We start from the raw sequence: 15,380 nt of genomic DNA, 5'->3' as shown, positions 1-15,380 counted from the left end.
GACTGGCACGCGCTGTAAGCGCGCCGCCCACCCGTAGCCCAGGACAAAAAAAACCCGGCCAGGGGTGGCCGGGTCAGAAAGGTAACCCGCTCAGGGAGGGGAAGCGGGTGATTCCTCGCAGAGGTCTCGTGTACTAAGAGTGGGCGAGCGGGAGAAAAGTTTCATCGCGACCGAGACTTTTTTTCATTGGCCGCGGCGCGGCGGCGACGGGCCGTTTTCGGATCCACCCGCAGCGGCAAATACACCTCTACCCGATCACCGTCGACCAGCCGCGTATCCCACGCCACCGGCCGCCCGAACACCCCCACCGTCCAATCCGGTAACCGTTCCACACCACCGGCTTGCAGCGCCGCCAGTGGCGAGGCACCTGCTGGCAAGGTCAGCTGCAATACCCGGTAACCGTCAGGTGTCGGACAGGCAAGCTCCACGGCAATCAATTCAACGGACACCAAACAGCGCATCGGCCCGGCGGCAGAACGAGTCGACCAAGCCGTCTGCCACCACCGCCAGTACCGGTCCCAGCGCAATGCCAAGCAACCGGCCGGCCAGCGCGTAGGAGATGTGAAAACCCACCCGGGTCTGCGGCGGCTGGTCCGCGGCGGCCAGATCATCAAAGGTCCACACGCCGTGAAAGCGGCTGAATGGGCCGTCCACCAGACGCAGTTCCATGCGCCGGTGCGGCTGCAACAAATTGCGCGTGGTCACGCGCTTGTGCAACCCGGCCATGGCCATGTCAAGACTGGCCAGTACGCTGCCATCCTCGCGTGCCAACACCTGTGCCGACGAGCACCACGGCAGGAACCGCGGATACGACTCCACGTCGTTGACCAGGCCGAACATTTCCTCGGCGCTGTGCGCCACCACCACCGATTTGCGTATCTCCCGGACTGCCGCCATTCGCTCCTATCCCAAGTCAACATCGCACGGCAGCGCTCGCCGCAGGCGCATGATAACGGACCCGACCAACCACCCCGGCCATGGAAGGGCACGGCCGATCCCCTACAATGCCGTTCCTTTGCCGACAATTTGCCCATGCCCAGCGCCGACACAGCCACCATCATCGTCAACAGAAAGGCGCGCCACGATTACTTCATCGAGGATCGCTTCGAGGCCGGCATTGCGCTCGAAGGCTGGGAAGTCAAGAGCCTGCGCGCAGGGCGTGTGCAGCTCGTCGACAGCTACGTCATGCTCAAAAATGGCGAAGCCTGGATGCACGGCGCCTTGATCACGCCGCTACCCACCGTCTCCACCCACTACGTGCCGGACCAGCAGCGCACGCGCAAGCTGCTGTTGCACCGCAATGAGTTGAGCAAGCTGATCGGTGCCGTCGAGCGCCGCGGCTATACCCTGATTGCCTTGTCGCTGTATTGGAAGCGCGGCAAGTGCAAGGTGGAAATCGGCCTCGCCAAAGGCAAGCAAAGCCACGACAAACGCGCCAGCGAGCGGGACCGCGACTGGCAACGCGAGCGCGGCCGACTGCTTAAGTCCAACCGCTGACCCTGGCCGGGAACTGCGGCGTCCGTTAAGATGTCCAAGCCAATAGCGAATCCGGGGGCGACCTGGTTTCGACGTGGGTTACGAAACCTGAGGTGCATGCCGAGGCGCAGTGTCCTCGTTAATCTCGCTGCAAAAAGATAGTTGCAAACGACAACAACTACGCACTCGCTGCTTAAACCCCAGTAGGGTGCCGTCTGACCGGATGTGCTTGTGCGACCGGGGTTCAGGCGTCGACACACACAAGCTCGCGGCGAGGCAGGCCTGGGGCCAACCCGCTAAAACCTTTCAGGATCGCTGATCGCCGTCCCTGCCCGTCGGGTGGCGCTCGGTTAAAATAATAGGCTGGGATAAGCATGTAGAGCCAACGGCAGAGGACTTGCGGACGCGGGTTCGATTCCCGCCGCCTCCACCAAACCCTGAAACCCCAACCGTTCGCGGTTGGGGTTTTTATTGTCCAGCGCTACATCCGGGCCGGTGCTTCAAACAGCGCCTGGGATGTTTACTCGAAGTGGCACACGTAGTCGAGCCGCTCCAGCGTTTCGATGTCGAAACAGCTGTCGCCGGGCACAGAAAACGACTCCCCCGCTCCATAGCCACGCCAGTCGGTCGCACCGGCGAGGCGCACGCGGCAGCGACCGCCGAGGACTTCCATCCGCTCCGGCGCACCGGTACTGAAGGTCAGCGTGGACGGGAAGATCACGCCCAGGCTCTTGCGTGTGCCGTCGGCGAAGTGGACGGTATGGCTCACGCAGGTGCCGTCGAAGTAGACGTTGGCCTGTTTGACGACGCTGACGCCGTCGAAGCGGTCGCTCATGAGAGGGCCCTGGCCGATTAACGAAGCGACTTGAAGCGCACGCGGTGCGGACGGGACGCTTCCTCACCCAGGCGCCGACGCTTGTCGGCTTCGTATTCCTGGTAGTTGCCGGAGAAGAAATTCCACTGCGAGTCACCCTCGCAGGCCAGGATGTGGGTGGCGATGCGGTCCAGGAACCAACGGTCGTGGCTGATCACCAGTGCGCTGCCCGGGAACTCCAGCAACGCCTCCTCCAACGCACGCAGGGTCTCGACGTCCAGATCGTTGGACGGTTCGTCCAGCAGCAGTACGTTACCGCCCTTGAGCAGGGTCTTGGCCAGATGCAACCGGCCCCGCTCACCGCCAGACAGGGTGCCAACGTGCTTTTGCTGGTCGGCGCCCTTGAAGTTGAAGCGCCCAAGGTAGGCACGCGACGGCATCTCGAACTTGCCCACGGTAATGATGTCCGCGCCGCCGGAGATGTCCTCCCAGGCGGTTTTGTTGTCGGCCAGCTCGGCGCGACTCTGATCCACCATGGCGATGTGCACGGTGGAGCCGAGCTTGATCGCGCCACCATCCGGCTGCTCGCTACCCGTGAGCATGCGAAACAGGGTCGATTTGCCAGCGCCGTTGGGGCCGATCACGCCCACGATGGCGCCTGGCGGCACCGCGAACGACAGATCGTCGATCAGCAAGCGGTCGCCATAACCCTTGCCCACGTGCTGGAACTCGATTACCTCGTTGCCAAGGCGTTCGGCCACCGGGATGAAAATTTCCTTGGTTTCGTTGCGTTTCTGGTAGTCGTGGCTCGACAGTTCCTCGAACCGGTTCAGGCGTGCCTTGCTCTTGGCCTGACGGCCCTTGGGATTCTGGCGCACCCATTCGAGTTCCTGCGCCATGGCTTTCTGGCGGGCCGATTCGCTGGATTCCTCCTGCTTGAGGCGCTGGTTCTTCTGCTCCAGCCAGTCGCTGTAGTTGCCCTTGAAGGGAATGCCCCGGCCGCGGTCGAGCTCCAGAATCCACTCGGCGACATTGTCCAGAAAATAGCGATCATGGGTCACCGCCACCACGGTGCCCGGGAAGCGGTGCAGGAACTGCTCCAGCCAGTCCACCGATTCGGCGTCCAGATGATTGGTGGGCTCGTCCAGCAACAGCATGTCCGGGCGTGACAGCAGCAGGCGGCACAGCGCCACGCGGCGCTTTTCGCCACCGGACAGTTGACCGACAATGGCCTCCCACGGCGGCAAACGCAGGGCGTCGGCTGCCACTTCGAGCTGCACCCCGGCGCTGTCGCCGTCGGCGGCGGCGATTTCCGCCTCCAGACGGGCCTGTTCTTCCGCCAGCTTGTCGAAGTCGGCGTCCGGGTCGCCGTAGGCGGCGTAAACATCCTCCAGACGCTTTTGCGCCGCCAGCACCCCGCCAATGCCTTCCTCGACCGACTGACGCACGGTCTGGGTTGGGTCCAGCTGCGGCTCCTGCGGCAGGTAGCCGATCTTGATGCCGGGCATGGGCGTCGCCTCGCCCTCGAATTCCTTATCCACGCCAGCCATGATGCGCAGCAGGGTGGACTTGCCGGAACCGTTCACGCCCAGTACGCCGATTTTGGCGCCGGGAAAAAATGACAGGGAAATGTCTTTGAGGATGGCGCGCTTGGGCGGGACGATCCTGCCCACGCGGTTCATAGTGAAAACGTACTGAGCCATGGCCAACAGGGGATGCGATAGTGGCCGGCAAGGATAAAGCAAAGCCGCCGCTCGCACTCATAGGCGCGGCCGACGACGGCGGGCTGACGACCCTTAACCGGCCGCGGCGACCTGTATCCGCCAGCGGTCGGTCAGGGACTCAGATGGGATAAGCGATGTAGCGCGGCACCACGGTGGTGTCGAGCACCGCCCGGCGGCTGCGAAAACGCGCCCCGCCGTTGACCACCACTTCGTCCACGTAGGTGCCGCTGGCCAGAACCTCGGTACGGCCGCTGTTGTCGGGCGTGTAATTGACGGTGAAGTGAGTCTCGACGCGGTAGTTCACGCCGCCCAGCGGCTGGATGTCGACCAGTTGCGTGAAGTGGCGCGGCTGATAATGCTCCACGGCATCGGGCTGGATCTGCGTCACCTGGGTCACGCGGTCTTTCAGGCGCGCGTAGCTGTCGTCCAGCATGTAGCCGATCGGCAGACCGCGATCCTCGTTTTCCTTGGGGATGCACACATAACTACCGGGGTTGTCGAAGGTCAACAGCCAGCCGTGCATGTCGCGCCGGTCCAGGGCGCGGATGTAGCTCAGGTTCAGCGCCTCGACAGCGTCGCGGACCTTGTGGTCGATGCCCATCATGCCGTGGCCCTCCGAAAGCCCATGCGTTTGCGGTAATGCTCCCAGCGCGGCAGGTTGCCGGATTCGTCGTTCTGCTTGACGTTCAGGTCCAGCCGGTATTCATCCACCACGCCTTTCTGGAAGATGGCGTTGCCCGGCGAGCGGTTGCCCATGTCGATGCGGGTGAAGATGGCCGCGTCCTCGAGGCTGATCAGGCCGCTGGGCCCCAGCAGGTTGGAGCACTGGCGAGTGCGGTGGGCGAGCAGCTCCGGGCTGTCATCGTCGCGCGCAAAATAGGTGTAGTGCACCTCGACGCCACGCGGCCCCTTCGGGAAGGCATAGCGCACGTTCAGCATGTCCATGTGCTTGGTGCACACGGTGATCGGGAAGGTGCTGGCGATGACCGACCCCTTGCTGTCGGGGTCGCCCTTGAACTGCACGATGGAGCTGTCCTCCAGCGCATCGACTTTCTGCGGGATGCTCAGCTCGGCATCGAAGGCCATGTGGCCATTTTCGGTGATGATCTGCGCGCCCTTGCCACCCTGCCAGCCCATCAGCTTGAAGGCCAGGTGCAGCAACGGTGCGTGGTAGCCGTCGTTATCGACATAGGCCTTCCAGTTGCAGTCGTAATAGACCTTCTGGTAGCCGAGCAGCTTCAGGCCGTGCCCGTTGCCCAGAATCCGGCCCAGCGGCTCGGACACCGCCTCGGTCATATAGCTGCGCAGGTCCGGCGTCTTGTCGCTCATGGTGACGAAGTACAGCTCCGAAAACGACTCGGTGCGCAGCTCCCTGAGGCCGAATTTTTCCTTGGTGAAGCTGGGCGAGAACTCCTGGCTGTTGGGGCAACCCACCAGATCGCCGCGGCTGCTGAACAGCCAGCGGTGGTAGGGGCACTCGAAGTCCGGCTTGTTGCCGGCGCTGTCAGTGACCAGCGTGGCGCCACGATGGGCGCAGGCGTTGTGAAAAACACGAATTTTTCCATCATCGCCATGCACGGCGAAGATCGGCATCTCGCCGATGAAGGCGGCCTTGTAGTCGCCGGGATTCGGAACCTCGGCGCGGTGCACGATCGGATGCCACTCCTCGCCGTAGAAGATGTTTTCTAGCTCCAGGCGCCACAGGCCAGGCTCCTCGAACACGGCCTTGGGGATTTCGTTGTACCTGGCCGGCCACTCCATGACGGTGTCCGGCAGGGTGATGCTGGCGGTCATTGGCTGCCTTTCTCCTGTGCGCACTGCTCGTGTGACCCCGTCGGCGACGGGTGAAGCAGGATGCTAGGGGGTTGCGGCGAACCGAACCTGACGGCTGTCAAGGAATAGCCGGGTAACAGGCAAGTACCGGCCAAGCAGCAGCGCTGGCCGGTACTGAGGGGCCTGCAACAAGGGCCCTGGCGGTCGACCGGTGCGCCCGCCAACGCTTATACTGCGCGGGATTCCTGCAAATCGCAGCCGATTCCCAGCATCGGGAGCCGCGCCCGGCTTGCCTTTTAAATTTGACCGATCGGTCGGTCTACCCCCCTGGCGGCCGATCTCGAAATCCAGTGCGAGGACACTCCATGAAGCTAGGCCAGGCTGTATTACGCGTTGTGGGCATTGGCCTGCTGGCGTCGGGCTTGGCGGCGCTGAGCGCCTGCGGACCGGGTGCGCCACCGGCCCAGGCGCAACGCCCGCCGCCCGAAGTGGGCGTGATCCAGATGCAGCCGCGACCGTATGCACTGATCACCGAACTACCCGGCCGCACCACAGCCTATCGCGTGGCGCAGGTCCGCCCGCAGGTCAGCGGCATCCTGCAAAAGCGCCTGTTCCAGGAAGGCCAGACGGTCGGCGCCGGGCAGGCGTTGTATCAAATTGATCCGGCGCCGTATCGGGCCGCCGCCCGTCGGGCTGAGGCCGACGAGAAGCGGGCCCGGGCAATCGCCGAGGTGGCTCGCCTCAAGGCCGAGCGCTTCGCGCCCCTTGCCCGGTCCGGGGCGGTGCCCAAGCAGGACAACGATGACGTACAGGCCGCCTACCAACAGGCACTGGCCGAGGTGGACGCGGCCCGTGCCGTGCTCGAAACCGCGCGCATTAACCTCAATTACACGCGCATCGAATCGCCAATCGCCGGAGTCATAGGCGAATCGTTCATTACCGAGGGCGCGCTGGTCACCGCGGGCCAACCGCAGAAACTCGCGCAGATCACACAGCTGGACCCGATCTATCTGGACATCCAGCGCCCCACCAGCGAGCTGCTGCGCTTGCGCCGGGAGTTCGAGCAGGGCCGACTGGAGCGGGCTGGACCCGATGCTGCCCGGGTCGACCTGGTGCTGGAGGACGGCGGCGTCTATCCCCTGCCGGGCCACCTCAAGTTTTCGGGCGTAACCGTGGATGCCGGCACCGGCTCAGTGAACCTGCGTGCCGTGTACCCGAACCCGGACCATCACCTGCTGCCGGGCATGTACGTGCGCGGCCGTCTGCGCGAGGGCGTGGAAAACGCTGCGCTACTGATCCCGCAGCAGGCCGTGACGCGCAATGCCGAAGGCCAGGCCAGCGTGCTGATCGTCGGCGCCAACAACATACTTGAAGCGCGGGTGATCGAGACCCGCCGCGCGGCCGGTGATGCCTGGCTGGTTGGCAGCGGCCTGACGCCGGGTGACCGCGTCGTGGTCCGCGGCCCGCTGCGCCTTACGCCCGGCATGCCCGTGAACCCGGTGCCCGCGGATGAGACGCCGGCAAATCCAGGTCCGCCGCCGACCCCGGGACCCAAGGGTGCCGGGCATGGTTAATTACTTTATCGACCGGCCCATCTTCGCGTGGGTGATTGCCATTGCGATCATGCTCGCTGGCGCGCTGGCGATCAGAACGCTGCCGATCGAAAGCTACCCCGACGTGGCCCCGCCCGGGATCCAGATACGCGCCGTCTATCCCGGGGCCTCGGCGGCCACCCTGGACAGCTCGGTCACTCAGGTCATTGAACAGAAAATGGTGGGCCTGGACGGCCTGCTGTACATGGCCTCCGAAAGCAACATTACCGGCGACGCGCAGCTGACGCTCACCTTTCAGCCCGGCACCGATCCGGACATCGCCCAGGTGCAGGTCCAGAACAAATTGCAGGCCGCCGAGCCGCTGCTTCCGGACGAAGTCGTGCAGCAGGGCGTGCAGGTCAACAAGGTCACGCAAAGCTACCTGATGGTGCTGGCCTTCGTGTCCGATGATGGCCGCCTGGGGGTGTCGGATCTTGCCGATTTTGTCGCCGCCCATATCCAGGAGCCGCTGGGGCGTATCGACGGCGTGGGCGATGTGGCGCTGTTCGGCGCCCAGCACGCCATGCGTGTGTGGTTGAACCCGGATCGCCTTGCCCAGTACGGGCTCACGGTCCCTGACGTGAACGCGGCCATCCGGGTGCAGAACACGCAAGTCGCGGGCGGCCAACTGGGCGGCTTGCCGGCCATGCCCGGTCAGAGACTGAACGCCACCGTGCTGGCGCAAAGCCGGCTCGAAACCCCGGAGCAGTTCGGCAACATCCTGCTCAAAGTGCAGCCGGACGGCGCCCGTGTGCGCCTGCGCGATGTCGCCCGCGTCGGCATCGGCAGCGAGAACTACGGCTTCAAGAACGTCTACAGCGGCAAGGCCGCATCCGGCGTGGGCATCATTCCGGCGCCCGGCGCGAACGCGCTGGAAACCGCCAAACGGCTACGTGCCCGCCTGGCCGAACTCGAACCGAACTTCCCGCCCGGCGTGGTGGTGCGGCTAGCCGAGGACAGCGCCCCGTTCGTGAGCACCGCCATCAAGGAAGTGGCCCTGACCCTGGTGCAGGCGGTCGGTCTGGTGTTTCTGGTGATGCTGGTGTTCCTGCAAAACCTGCGCGCGACGCTGATCCCGACCCTGGCCGTGCCGGTGGTGCTGCTGGGTACGTTTGGCATTATTTCGATCGCCGGTTTTTCCATCAACATGCTGACCATGTTCAGCCTGGTGCTGGCGATCGGCATGCTGGTCGACGACGCCATCGTGGTGGTTGAGAACGTTGAACGCGTCATGCACGAGGAGAACCTCGACGCCCGCTCGGCGACGCGAAAATCCATGCGCCAGATCACCGGGGCCCTGATCGGCATCGCCCTGGTGCTGTCGGCGGTGTTCGTGCCAATGGCCTTCTTCCCCGGCACCACCGGCGCCATCTACCGCCAGTTCTCGCTCACCATCGTGTCAGCCATGTCGCTGTCGGTGCTGGTGGCAATGGTATTCACGCCGTCGCTGTGCGCCACGCTGCTGAAGCCGAAACCACATGGCCCACCACGACGCGGCCTGTTGGGTCGATTCAGCCGCGGCGTCGGAAACACCACCAAACGCTACGTCAGCGCTGTTGGCTACATGATCCGCCGCATACCACGGTTTCTGCTGGTCTACGTGGTCATCGTGGGCGGGCTGGGGCTGCTGTTCGTGCGCCTGCCGGGCGGCTTCCTGCCGGACGAGGACCAGGGCACGCTGTACGCCAACGTGCTGCTCCCACCAGGCGCCACCACCGAGCGCACCGAGCAGGTCATGGAGCAGGTCGGGCGCTATTTCTACGAGACCGAAAAGAAGATCGTGTTCGGCGCCATGAACGTGTTCGGCTTCAGCTTCGGTGGTCGGGGGCAGAACGTCGGCCTGGTGTTCGTCAACCTCAAGGACTGGTCCGAACGCCAGTCTCCGCAAGACAGTGCCCAGGCGCTGGGCCTGCGCGCCAGCATGCATTTCGCGCGTACGGTCAAGGACGGCATGGCATTTGCGTTTGCACCGCCATCGGTACGGGCACTGGGGCGCTCGGCCGGCTTCGACATGCAACTGCAGGACCGCGCCGGACTCGGGCACGATGCATTGGTGGCAGCGCGCAACCAGATGCTCGGCATGGCAGCGCAAAGCCCGGTACTCGCCAACGTGCGGCCCAACGGCCTGGAGGATGCGCCCCAGTACCGCCTGCACATAGACCAGGAAAAAGCCCGTGCGCTGGGCCTGTCACTGGCCGATATCAACCAGACACTGGGCACCGCCTGGGGCTCAACCTACGTCAACGACTTCATCGAGAACGGACGCACCAAGAAAGTCTTCGTGCAGGGCGATGCGCCGTTTCGTATGCTGCCGGAGGATCTGGAGCGCTGGTACCTGCGCAATGCCAGCGGCGACATGGTGCCGTTCGGTGCCTTTTCCAGTACCGAGTGGACGCGCGGCTCGCCGCGTCTGGAGCGCTTCAACGGCGTCCCGGCCGCCAACCTTATCGGCCAGGCCGCACCGGGCTACAGCTCGGGCGAAGCCATGACGGAAATGGAACACCTGGCCGCCCGGCTACCACCGGGCATAGGCTACGAATGGTCCGGCATGTCCTTCCAGCAAAAGCAGGCAGGCTCGCAGGCGCCCGCCTTGTACGCCATCTCCGCGATCGTGGTGTTCCTGGCCCTGGCAGCCTTGTATGAGAGCTGGACGGTGCCGTTCGCGGTGATGCTGGTGGTGCCGCTTGGCCTGCTCGGGGCGGTGCTTGCGGCACTGGCGCGTGGACTCAACAACGACGTTTTCTTTCAGGTCGGCCTGCTCACCACCATGGGCCTGACGGCCAAGAACGCGATCCTGATCGTCGAGTTCGCCCATACGCTACACACCAAACAAGGCAAAAGCCTGACCGATGCGGTGCTGGAAGCGGCGCGTATCCGGCTGCGGCCGATCATGATGACCTCCATGGCCTTCATGCTCGGCGTTGCGCCGCTGGCCATCGCCACCGGCGCTGGCGCGGCGGCACGCATCGCCATCGGCACCGGCGTGATCGGTGGCATGGCGTCGGCGCTGTTCCTGTCCACGTTCTTCATCCCGATGTTCTATGTGGTGGTACAGAGCCTGGTCGGCCGCCGCCGGCCGCGCCGGCAGCCGACGCCGCATACCGGGGTGTAAGAGCGGGATAAGCGGCGAGTCCCAGTCGGGCTTGGGCGGCACGCGGTACGACCCTAATCGAGGTGCGCTAAACCCATGCGGGGACGCAGCGAGCATCAACCTACGATGTCGACGCCGAAGGACGCCAGCACGGCGTCGTCAGTAGCGAGCGGCAGCGCCTCGATCCTGGCCTGCGCCACCAGCATGCGGTCGAACGGGTCTCGATGCGCATGCTGCCAGCTACCGGCAAGCTGGGCGTGCTGCGGGCTGATCGGCAGGGGCGCAAACCCGGCCCGGGTAATCCAGGCTGGAACATCGCCAGCCACCTCGCCGGCCTGCGGCAGCTTGCCGAGCCGGTGTTTGGTGGCGATTTCCCACACCGAAGCGCTACTGACGAACACCGCCTGCGTCGGGTCGGCCAGCAGCGTACGCAGGCCAACGGACAAGCGCACATCGTCAAACAGCCACCACAGAAACATGTGGGTGTCGAGAATCACCGTTCAGGACCAGGCGTCCAGTTCTTCTTCCGGCAAGGGCTCGAAAAACGCGTCCGTCACGGCACCGGTGGCGATGCCGGGGCGACGGGCGGTGTCGCTGCGGATCGGCACCAGCTTTGCCCACGGCTTGCCGGACTTGGCGATGATCACTTCTTCCCCGGCCTGCGCCTGGGCCAGCAGCTTCGATAGCTGAGTTTTTGCCTGGTGGATGTTGACGGTCACGGTCATGAGCGACTCCGGTTAGCTAAGTAGCTTAGGCCGGCGCCAAGTGTACGCAGTAGCTTCATGCCGAGCAACGCAGTCAGGCGAAGTACGCCCCGCGCAAACCCATCCCCGGCCTGGAAGTGCTGGTCCTGGAACACCTGGGCGACATCGGGGACGTGTTCGCGCAGTTGGTGGAGTAGTGGGCTGACGTGAGCGAAGGGAGATCGCGGAATTCGGGTTGCGGCCGGACTACCCGTATTCCGCTGCGCTGCATACGGGCTACGGCGCTGCCTGCCACGACGCACTCGGCCACCGGTAACGATGATGCGGCCGTTGGTGGAGGTGCGCTGCTCGCCAATGACGTGCGGCGCACTACCCCAGCCAACGTCGAGCAGCTTGGGGCTGACCAGCTCGCGGCAGGTGTCGGCTTCGGTCATGAGCTGTGTTGCTGTCATTCCGTTACCCGGTCAAGGCATCGACCCGCAGTTTCTTGCTCGACAGATAAGGCCTGATTTTGGTCTGTATGGGCGCGAGTCGATTTTGTCGTGCTCAAAAATACCGGTGCAGCCACGATCACGAAACCGCGGCAGCGCGCCGTCCACGACCCAGTCGTTACAGATAGCCAGGCAGTGCGTGGGCGCTACTGGCGGTCTTTCTGCCCTTTCTTGGCGGCTTTGGCCTCTTTTTTCTCTTTCGGGGTCTTGATCGATTTTTTCTTGACGTCCTTTTTCTTGTCCATGCCTTTGCTCATGACAGACTCCTGATGTGGTTGGGCACGCAGCGCGTTAAGGAAACGCTGAACTATTCAGTGTTTCCCGCAGCGCAAGGATGCGCTGCCAAAATATGTGGCTGTAAGCCACTGATTTTGTGAGCCATCGGAAAACCACGCTTTTCCGATGACGGGCGCTGAGAAATCCAGGATGGATTTATTCAGCGCTTCCTTAAGCAGCGGCGGCGGCAATTTAACAGCCGCCGGGGCGGTTCAGTGAAAATCGCGCGACTCAGTCACCAGCGCGCCGAGCCAGGCGGTGCGGTCGGTAAGGCGACCGGCGATGAGGTGCACCACGTCGCCGTCGCACTCCACCGTGCCGGCGACCTCCAGCAGGCGGGCGCCCAGCAGGGGCCGGCGCTGGGCCTGGGCGGTGCGCTCCCACACCACGATGTTGATGTGACCGGTCTCATCCTCAAGCGTGACAAAGATGACGCCACTGGCGGTGCCAGGTCGCTGCCGTCCCAGCACGATGCCGGCCACGCGCGCGTGGCTGCCGTGGGCGAGCTGCCGCAATTGCGTGGCGGTGCGCACGCCCTGGCGCTGCAGGCGCGCCCGCAGCAAGGCCAGCGGATGACGACCGAGCGTGAGGCCAACACTGGCGTAGTCGGCGACCAGATTCTGGCCTTCGGTGGGCGGTGGCAGCATGGGCGTGCCTTCCGGCCCGTGCACGATCAGCGGCGCGGGTTTTTCCACTCCGGCCGCCTGCCAGCGCGCCTGGTGGCGGTTGCCGGCCAGCGCACGCAGCGCGCCCGCGCTGGCGAGGGCCTCAAGGTCGCCACGATCCAGCTGCGCCGCGGTGGCGAGTTCGGGCACGCTGGTGATCGGTAGCTGCGCCTGCAGGCCGCCTGTCTGGCGCATCTGCGCTGGCGCCGTGATGACGGCCGGATCACGGTCGCGGGCTGCAACAACGTCGTGCCCACTGACAGCGGCGAATGCCGCGACCTGCATCCGAGGCTGCACCAGACGGCCGGCTTGCTGCAGGGTCTCAATGCGCCGGGCGGCGGTTTCTTTCAGGCCCTTTACCAGGCGCAACCCCAGGCGCAGCACGGCCTTGCCGGCCATACCGCGTTCGAGCGTGCAGTCCCAGGCGCTCGCGGTGGCGTCCACCGGCAGCACTGCAACGCCGTGGCGGCGTGCGTCCTGAACCAGTTGCGCCGGCGCATAGAAGCCCATCGGCTGGCTGTTGAGCAGCGCGGCGGTGAAGGCCGCCGGGTAATGACACTTCAGGTAGGCCGAGGCATAGGCCAGCAGGGCAAAGCTCGCCGAGTGCGATTCCGGAAAGCCGTACTCGCCGAAACCCTGGATTTGCGCGTAAATACGTTGGGCAAAATCCTCGCTGTAGCCACGCGCGCGCATGCCGTCGACAAGTTTTCGCTCGAACACTTCCAGCCCACCCTTGCGCCGCCAGGCGGCCATGCCACGGCGCAGTTGATCGGCCTCCCCGGCGGAAAAACCGGCCGCCACCATGGCCAGCTGGATCACCTGCTCCTGAAAAATCGGCACGCCGAGTGTGCGCTCCAGCACGCCGCGCACGGCTTCGCTGGGGTAGTCCACCGGCTCCAGCCCCTGCCGGCGCTTCAGATAGGGATGCACCATGCCGCCCTGGATGGGACCGGGCCGCACGATGGCGACCTCGATCACCAGGTCATAGAAGGTGGCCGGTTTGAGGCGTGGCAGCATGGCCATCTGCGCCCGCGATTCGATCTGGAACACACCCACGGTATCGGCGGCCTGGATCATGCGGTAGGTGGCGGGGTCTTCCGGCGGGATGTCAGACAGTGCCAACGGCCGGCCCTGCCAGTCGCTCACCAGTTCCAGCCCACGGCGAATGGCCGACAGCATGCCCAGTGACAGGCAGTCCATTTTCATCAGCCCCAGCGTGTGCAAGTCGTCCTTGTCCCACTGGATGACGGTGCGCTCGGGCATGGCGGCGTTCTCGATCGGCACCAGCCGGTCCAGCCGACCCCGGGCGATGACCATGCCACCCACGTGCTGCGACAAATGCCGCGGGAAGCCGAGAAGCTGTCCCACCAGCACGGCAAGGCGCTTCAGCACCGGGCTGGTGGGGTCGAGGCCGGCCTCGCGCACGCGCTCGGGATCGAGCTGGCCATCCCACCACTGCATGCTGCCGGCGAGCCGATCCACCTGCGCTGGCGCCAGACCCAGCGCCTTGCCGACATCGCGCACCGCGCTGCGCGGGCGGTAGGTAATCAAGGTAGCGGCCAGCCCGGCGCGATCGCGGCCGTATTTGTCGTAGATGTACTGCAGCACTTCCTCGCGGCGCTGGTGCTCGAAGTCGACGTCGATGTCGGGCGGTTCGTTGCGTTCTTTGGACACGAAACGCTCGAACAGCATCTGCGAGCGCGCTGGGTCGACCTCGGTAATTCCAAGGCAATAGCACACCGCCGAGTTGGCCGCCGAACCGCGACCCTGGCACAGGATGCCGCGACCGCGGGCAAACACCACGATGTCGTGCACGGTCAGGAAGTAATGCGCGTATTGCAGCTCGGCGATGAGGGCCAGCTCATGCCGCAGCAGCGCGCGCACCTGGTCCGGCACGCCGTCCGCGAAGCGGCGCGCGGCCCCCGCCTCGGTCAGCGCGCGCAGGTGCTGGTCGGCTGTCAGGCCGGCTGGCACCACCTCAGCCGGGTACTCGTAGCGCAGCTCGTCCAGCGAAAAAGTGCAGCGCGCCGCCACGCGCAGGGTTTCCTGCAGCAATTCGGGCGGGTAGATCCCAGCCAGCGCCTCGCGCGTGCGCAGGTGGCGCTCGCCATTGGGGTGCAGCGCGTAACCACACTGTGCCAGTGGTGTGCCCAGACGAATGGCGGTCAGCGTGTCCTGCGCAGCGCGCCGACCACGCGCGTGCATGTGCACGTCCCCAGCGGCCACCAGCGGCAAGCGCACGGCCCGCGCAAGCGCCTCCAGCGTCGCCAGTCGGCCGGTATCGGCAGGCCCGCACAGCAGCTCGCAGGCAATCCAGGCACGGCCCGGGAAACACCCGGCCAGCCAGCGCGCCGGCTCCAGCGCCGGTTCCTCGTCCGGCAGCAGCAGGGCCAGCACGCCGGGACCAAGCACCTCAACTTGCGCGCGTGTGAGCCGATATACCCCTTTGAGAGCGGCCCGTCGGCCGATTGTAATGAGGGAACAAAGATCGCCGTAACCGTGTCGATCCGCTGCCAGCAGCACCAGTCGCACGCCATCGACCAGCCGCACCTCGGTGCCGATGATCAGATGGAGGCCGTGCTCGCGGGCTGCCAGATGGGCTCGTACCGCACCACTGAACGAACATTCGTCGCTAATGGTCAGGGCGGCGTAGCCAAGCGCCGCGGCGCGCGCCACCAGTTCCTGCGGATGCGAGGCACCGCGCAGGAAGGTGAAATTGGAGACGCAATGCAGTTCGGCGTAGCAAGCCAGCGGTGCGGAGACCATGCCCGATT

At 65.0% G+C, this 15,380-nt stretch carries 12 protein-coding genes, 1 other RNA gene and 1 pseudogene; 4 read left to right on the top strand and 10 right to left on the bottom strand.

What is annotated here, in order from left to right; all coding sequences use genetic code 11:
• Positions 1 to 161 precede the first annotated feature (161 nt).
• A complete protein-coding gene (locus ABZF37_RS10435) occupies positions 162 to 449 on the bottom strand; it encodes an RnfH family protein (RefSeq protein WP_372719615.1) in 288 nt (95 codons plus the stop codon).
• Entirely contained in the window at positions 439 to 897 is a 459-nt protein-coding gene (locus tag ABZF37_RS10430) for a type II toxin-antitoxin system RatA family toxin (protein WP_372719613.1), read from the bottom strand. Before ABZF37_RS10430 ends, ABZF37_RS10435 begins: the two co-directional genes overlap by 11 nt.
• Before the next feature lie 135 nt (positions 898 to 1,032).
• Here ABZF37_RS10430 and smpB point away from each other — a divergent pair, with 135 nt between their 5' ends.
• Both smpB and ssrA read left to right on the top strand, forming a co-directional pair.
• Positions 1,033 to 1,497, top strand: a complete 465-nt coding sequence (gene smpB / locus ABZF37_RS10425; protein ID WP_372719611.1) for an SsrA-binding protein SmpB — start codon at positions 1,033 to 1,035, stop codon at positions 1,495 to 1,497.
• Positions 1,498 to 1,550: 53 nt separating this feature from the next.
• Positions 1,551 to 1,909, top strand: a transfer-messenger RNA (tmRNA) gene (ssrA, locus tag ABZF37_RS10420).
• Between the two features lie 87 nt (positions 1,910 to 1,996).
• On the opposite strand, the gene ABZF37_RS10415 is transcribed toward ssrA, so the two are convergent.
• The 4 genes from ABZF37_RS10415 to ABZF37_RS10400 all read right to left on the bottom strand — a co-directional run bounded on the left by ABZF37_RS10415 (position 1,997) and on the right by ABZF37_RS10400 (position 5,808).
• The gene (locus tag ABZF37_RS10415) at positions 1,997 to 2,311 is read right to left on the bottom strand and encodes a pyrimidine/purine nucleoside phosphorylase (protein WP_372719609.1); all 315 of its coding nucleotides are present in this window, start codon (positions 2,309 to 2,311) and stop codon (positions 1,997 to 1,999) included.
• A 17-nt stretch (positions 2,312 to 2,328) separates the two neighbouring features.
• Complete coding sequence (gene ettA, locus ABZF37_RS10410; RefSeq protein WP_372719607.1) at positions 2,329 to 3,993, bottom strand: energy-dependent translational throttle protein EttA; 1,665 nt, start codon at positions 3,991 to 3,993, stop codon at positions 2,329 to 2,331.
• Positions 3,994 to 4,132: 139 nt separating this feature from the next.
• Complete coding sequence (locus ABZF37_RS10405; RefSeq protein WP_372719605.1) at positions 4,133 to 4,618, bottom strand: aromatic-ring-hydroxylating dioxygenase subunit beta; 486 nt, start codon at positions 4,616 to 4,618, stop codon at positions 4,133 to 4,135.
• Positions 4,615 to 5,808: an aromatic ring-hydroxylating dioxygenase subunit alpha gene (locus ABZF37_RS10400; RefSeq protein ID WP_372719603.1), complete on the bottom strand. Its 1,194-nt coding sequence runs from the start codon at positions 5,806 to 5,808 to the stop codon at positions 4,615 to 4,617. Before ABZF37_RS10400 ends, ABZF37_RS10405 begins: the two co-directional genes overlap by 4 nt.
• Before the next feature lie 344 nt (positions 5,809 to 6,152).
• Between ABZF37_RS10400 and ABZF37_RS10395 the strand changes: the two genes are divergently transcribed.
• Positions 6,153 to 7,361, top strand: coding sequence for an efflux RND transporter periplasmic adaptor subunit (locus tag ABZF37_RS10395; RefSeq protein ID WP_372719601.1), 1,209 nt, complete (start codon positions 6,153 to 6,155; stop codon positions 7,359 to 7,361).
• Positions 7,354 to 10,491, top strand: a complete 3,138-nt coding sequence (locus ABZF37_RS10390; protein WP_372719599.1) for an efflux RND transporter permease subunit — start codon at positions 7,354 to 7,356, stop codon at positions 10,489 to 10,491. Before ABZF37_RS10395 ends, ABZF37_RS10390 begins: the two co-directional genes overlap by 8 nt.
• A gap of 95 nt (positions 10,492 to 10,586) precedes the next feature.
• Here the strand turns inward: ABZF37_RS10390 and ABZF37_RS10385 are convergent, their stop codons facing one another.
• The 4 genes and pseudogenes from ABZF37_RS10385 to ABZF37_RS10370 all read right to left on the bottom strand — a co-directional run bounded on the left by ABZF37_RS10385 (position 10,587) and on the right by ABZF37_RS10370 (position 15,372).
• Entirely contained in the window at positions 10,587 to 10,967 is a 381-nt protein-coding gene (locus ABZF37_RS10385; protein WP_372719597.1) for a type II toxin-antitoxin system VapC family toxin, read from the bottom strand.
• Between the two features lie 3 nt (positions 10,968 to 10,970).
• Positions 10,971 to 11,195, bottom strand: a complete 225-nt coding sequence (locus ABZF37_RS10380) for a type II toxin-antitoxin system Phd/YefM family antitoxin (protein ID WP_372719595.1) — start codon at positions 11,193 to 11,195, stop codon at positions 10,971 to 10,973.
• A 215-nt stretch (positions 11,196 to 11,410) separates the two neighbouring features.
• Positions 11,411 to 11,608: pseudogene (locus tag ABZF37_RS10375) on the bottom strand (hypothetical protein); the annotation flags it as partial.
• Positions 11,609 to 12,153: 545 nt separating this feature from the next.
• Positions 12,154 to 15,372 carry an error-prone DNA polymerase gene (locus ABZF37_RS10370; protein WP_372719617.1) on the bottom strand — a complete coding sequence of 1,073 codons (3,219 nt, stop codon included), beginning with the start codon at positions 15,370 to 15,372 and terminating at the stop codon, positions 12,154 to 12,156.
• Between the last annotated feature and the right edge of the window lie 8 nt (positions 15,373 to 15,380).

Source organism: Immundisolibacter sp., assembly GCF_041601295.1.
Classification (GTDB): Bacteria; Pseudomonadota; Gammaproteobacteria; order Immundisolibacterales; family Immundisolibacteraceae; genus Immundisolibacter.
This window is presented reverse-complemented; position numbering and strand designations above follow the sequence as displayed.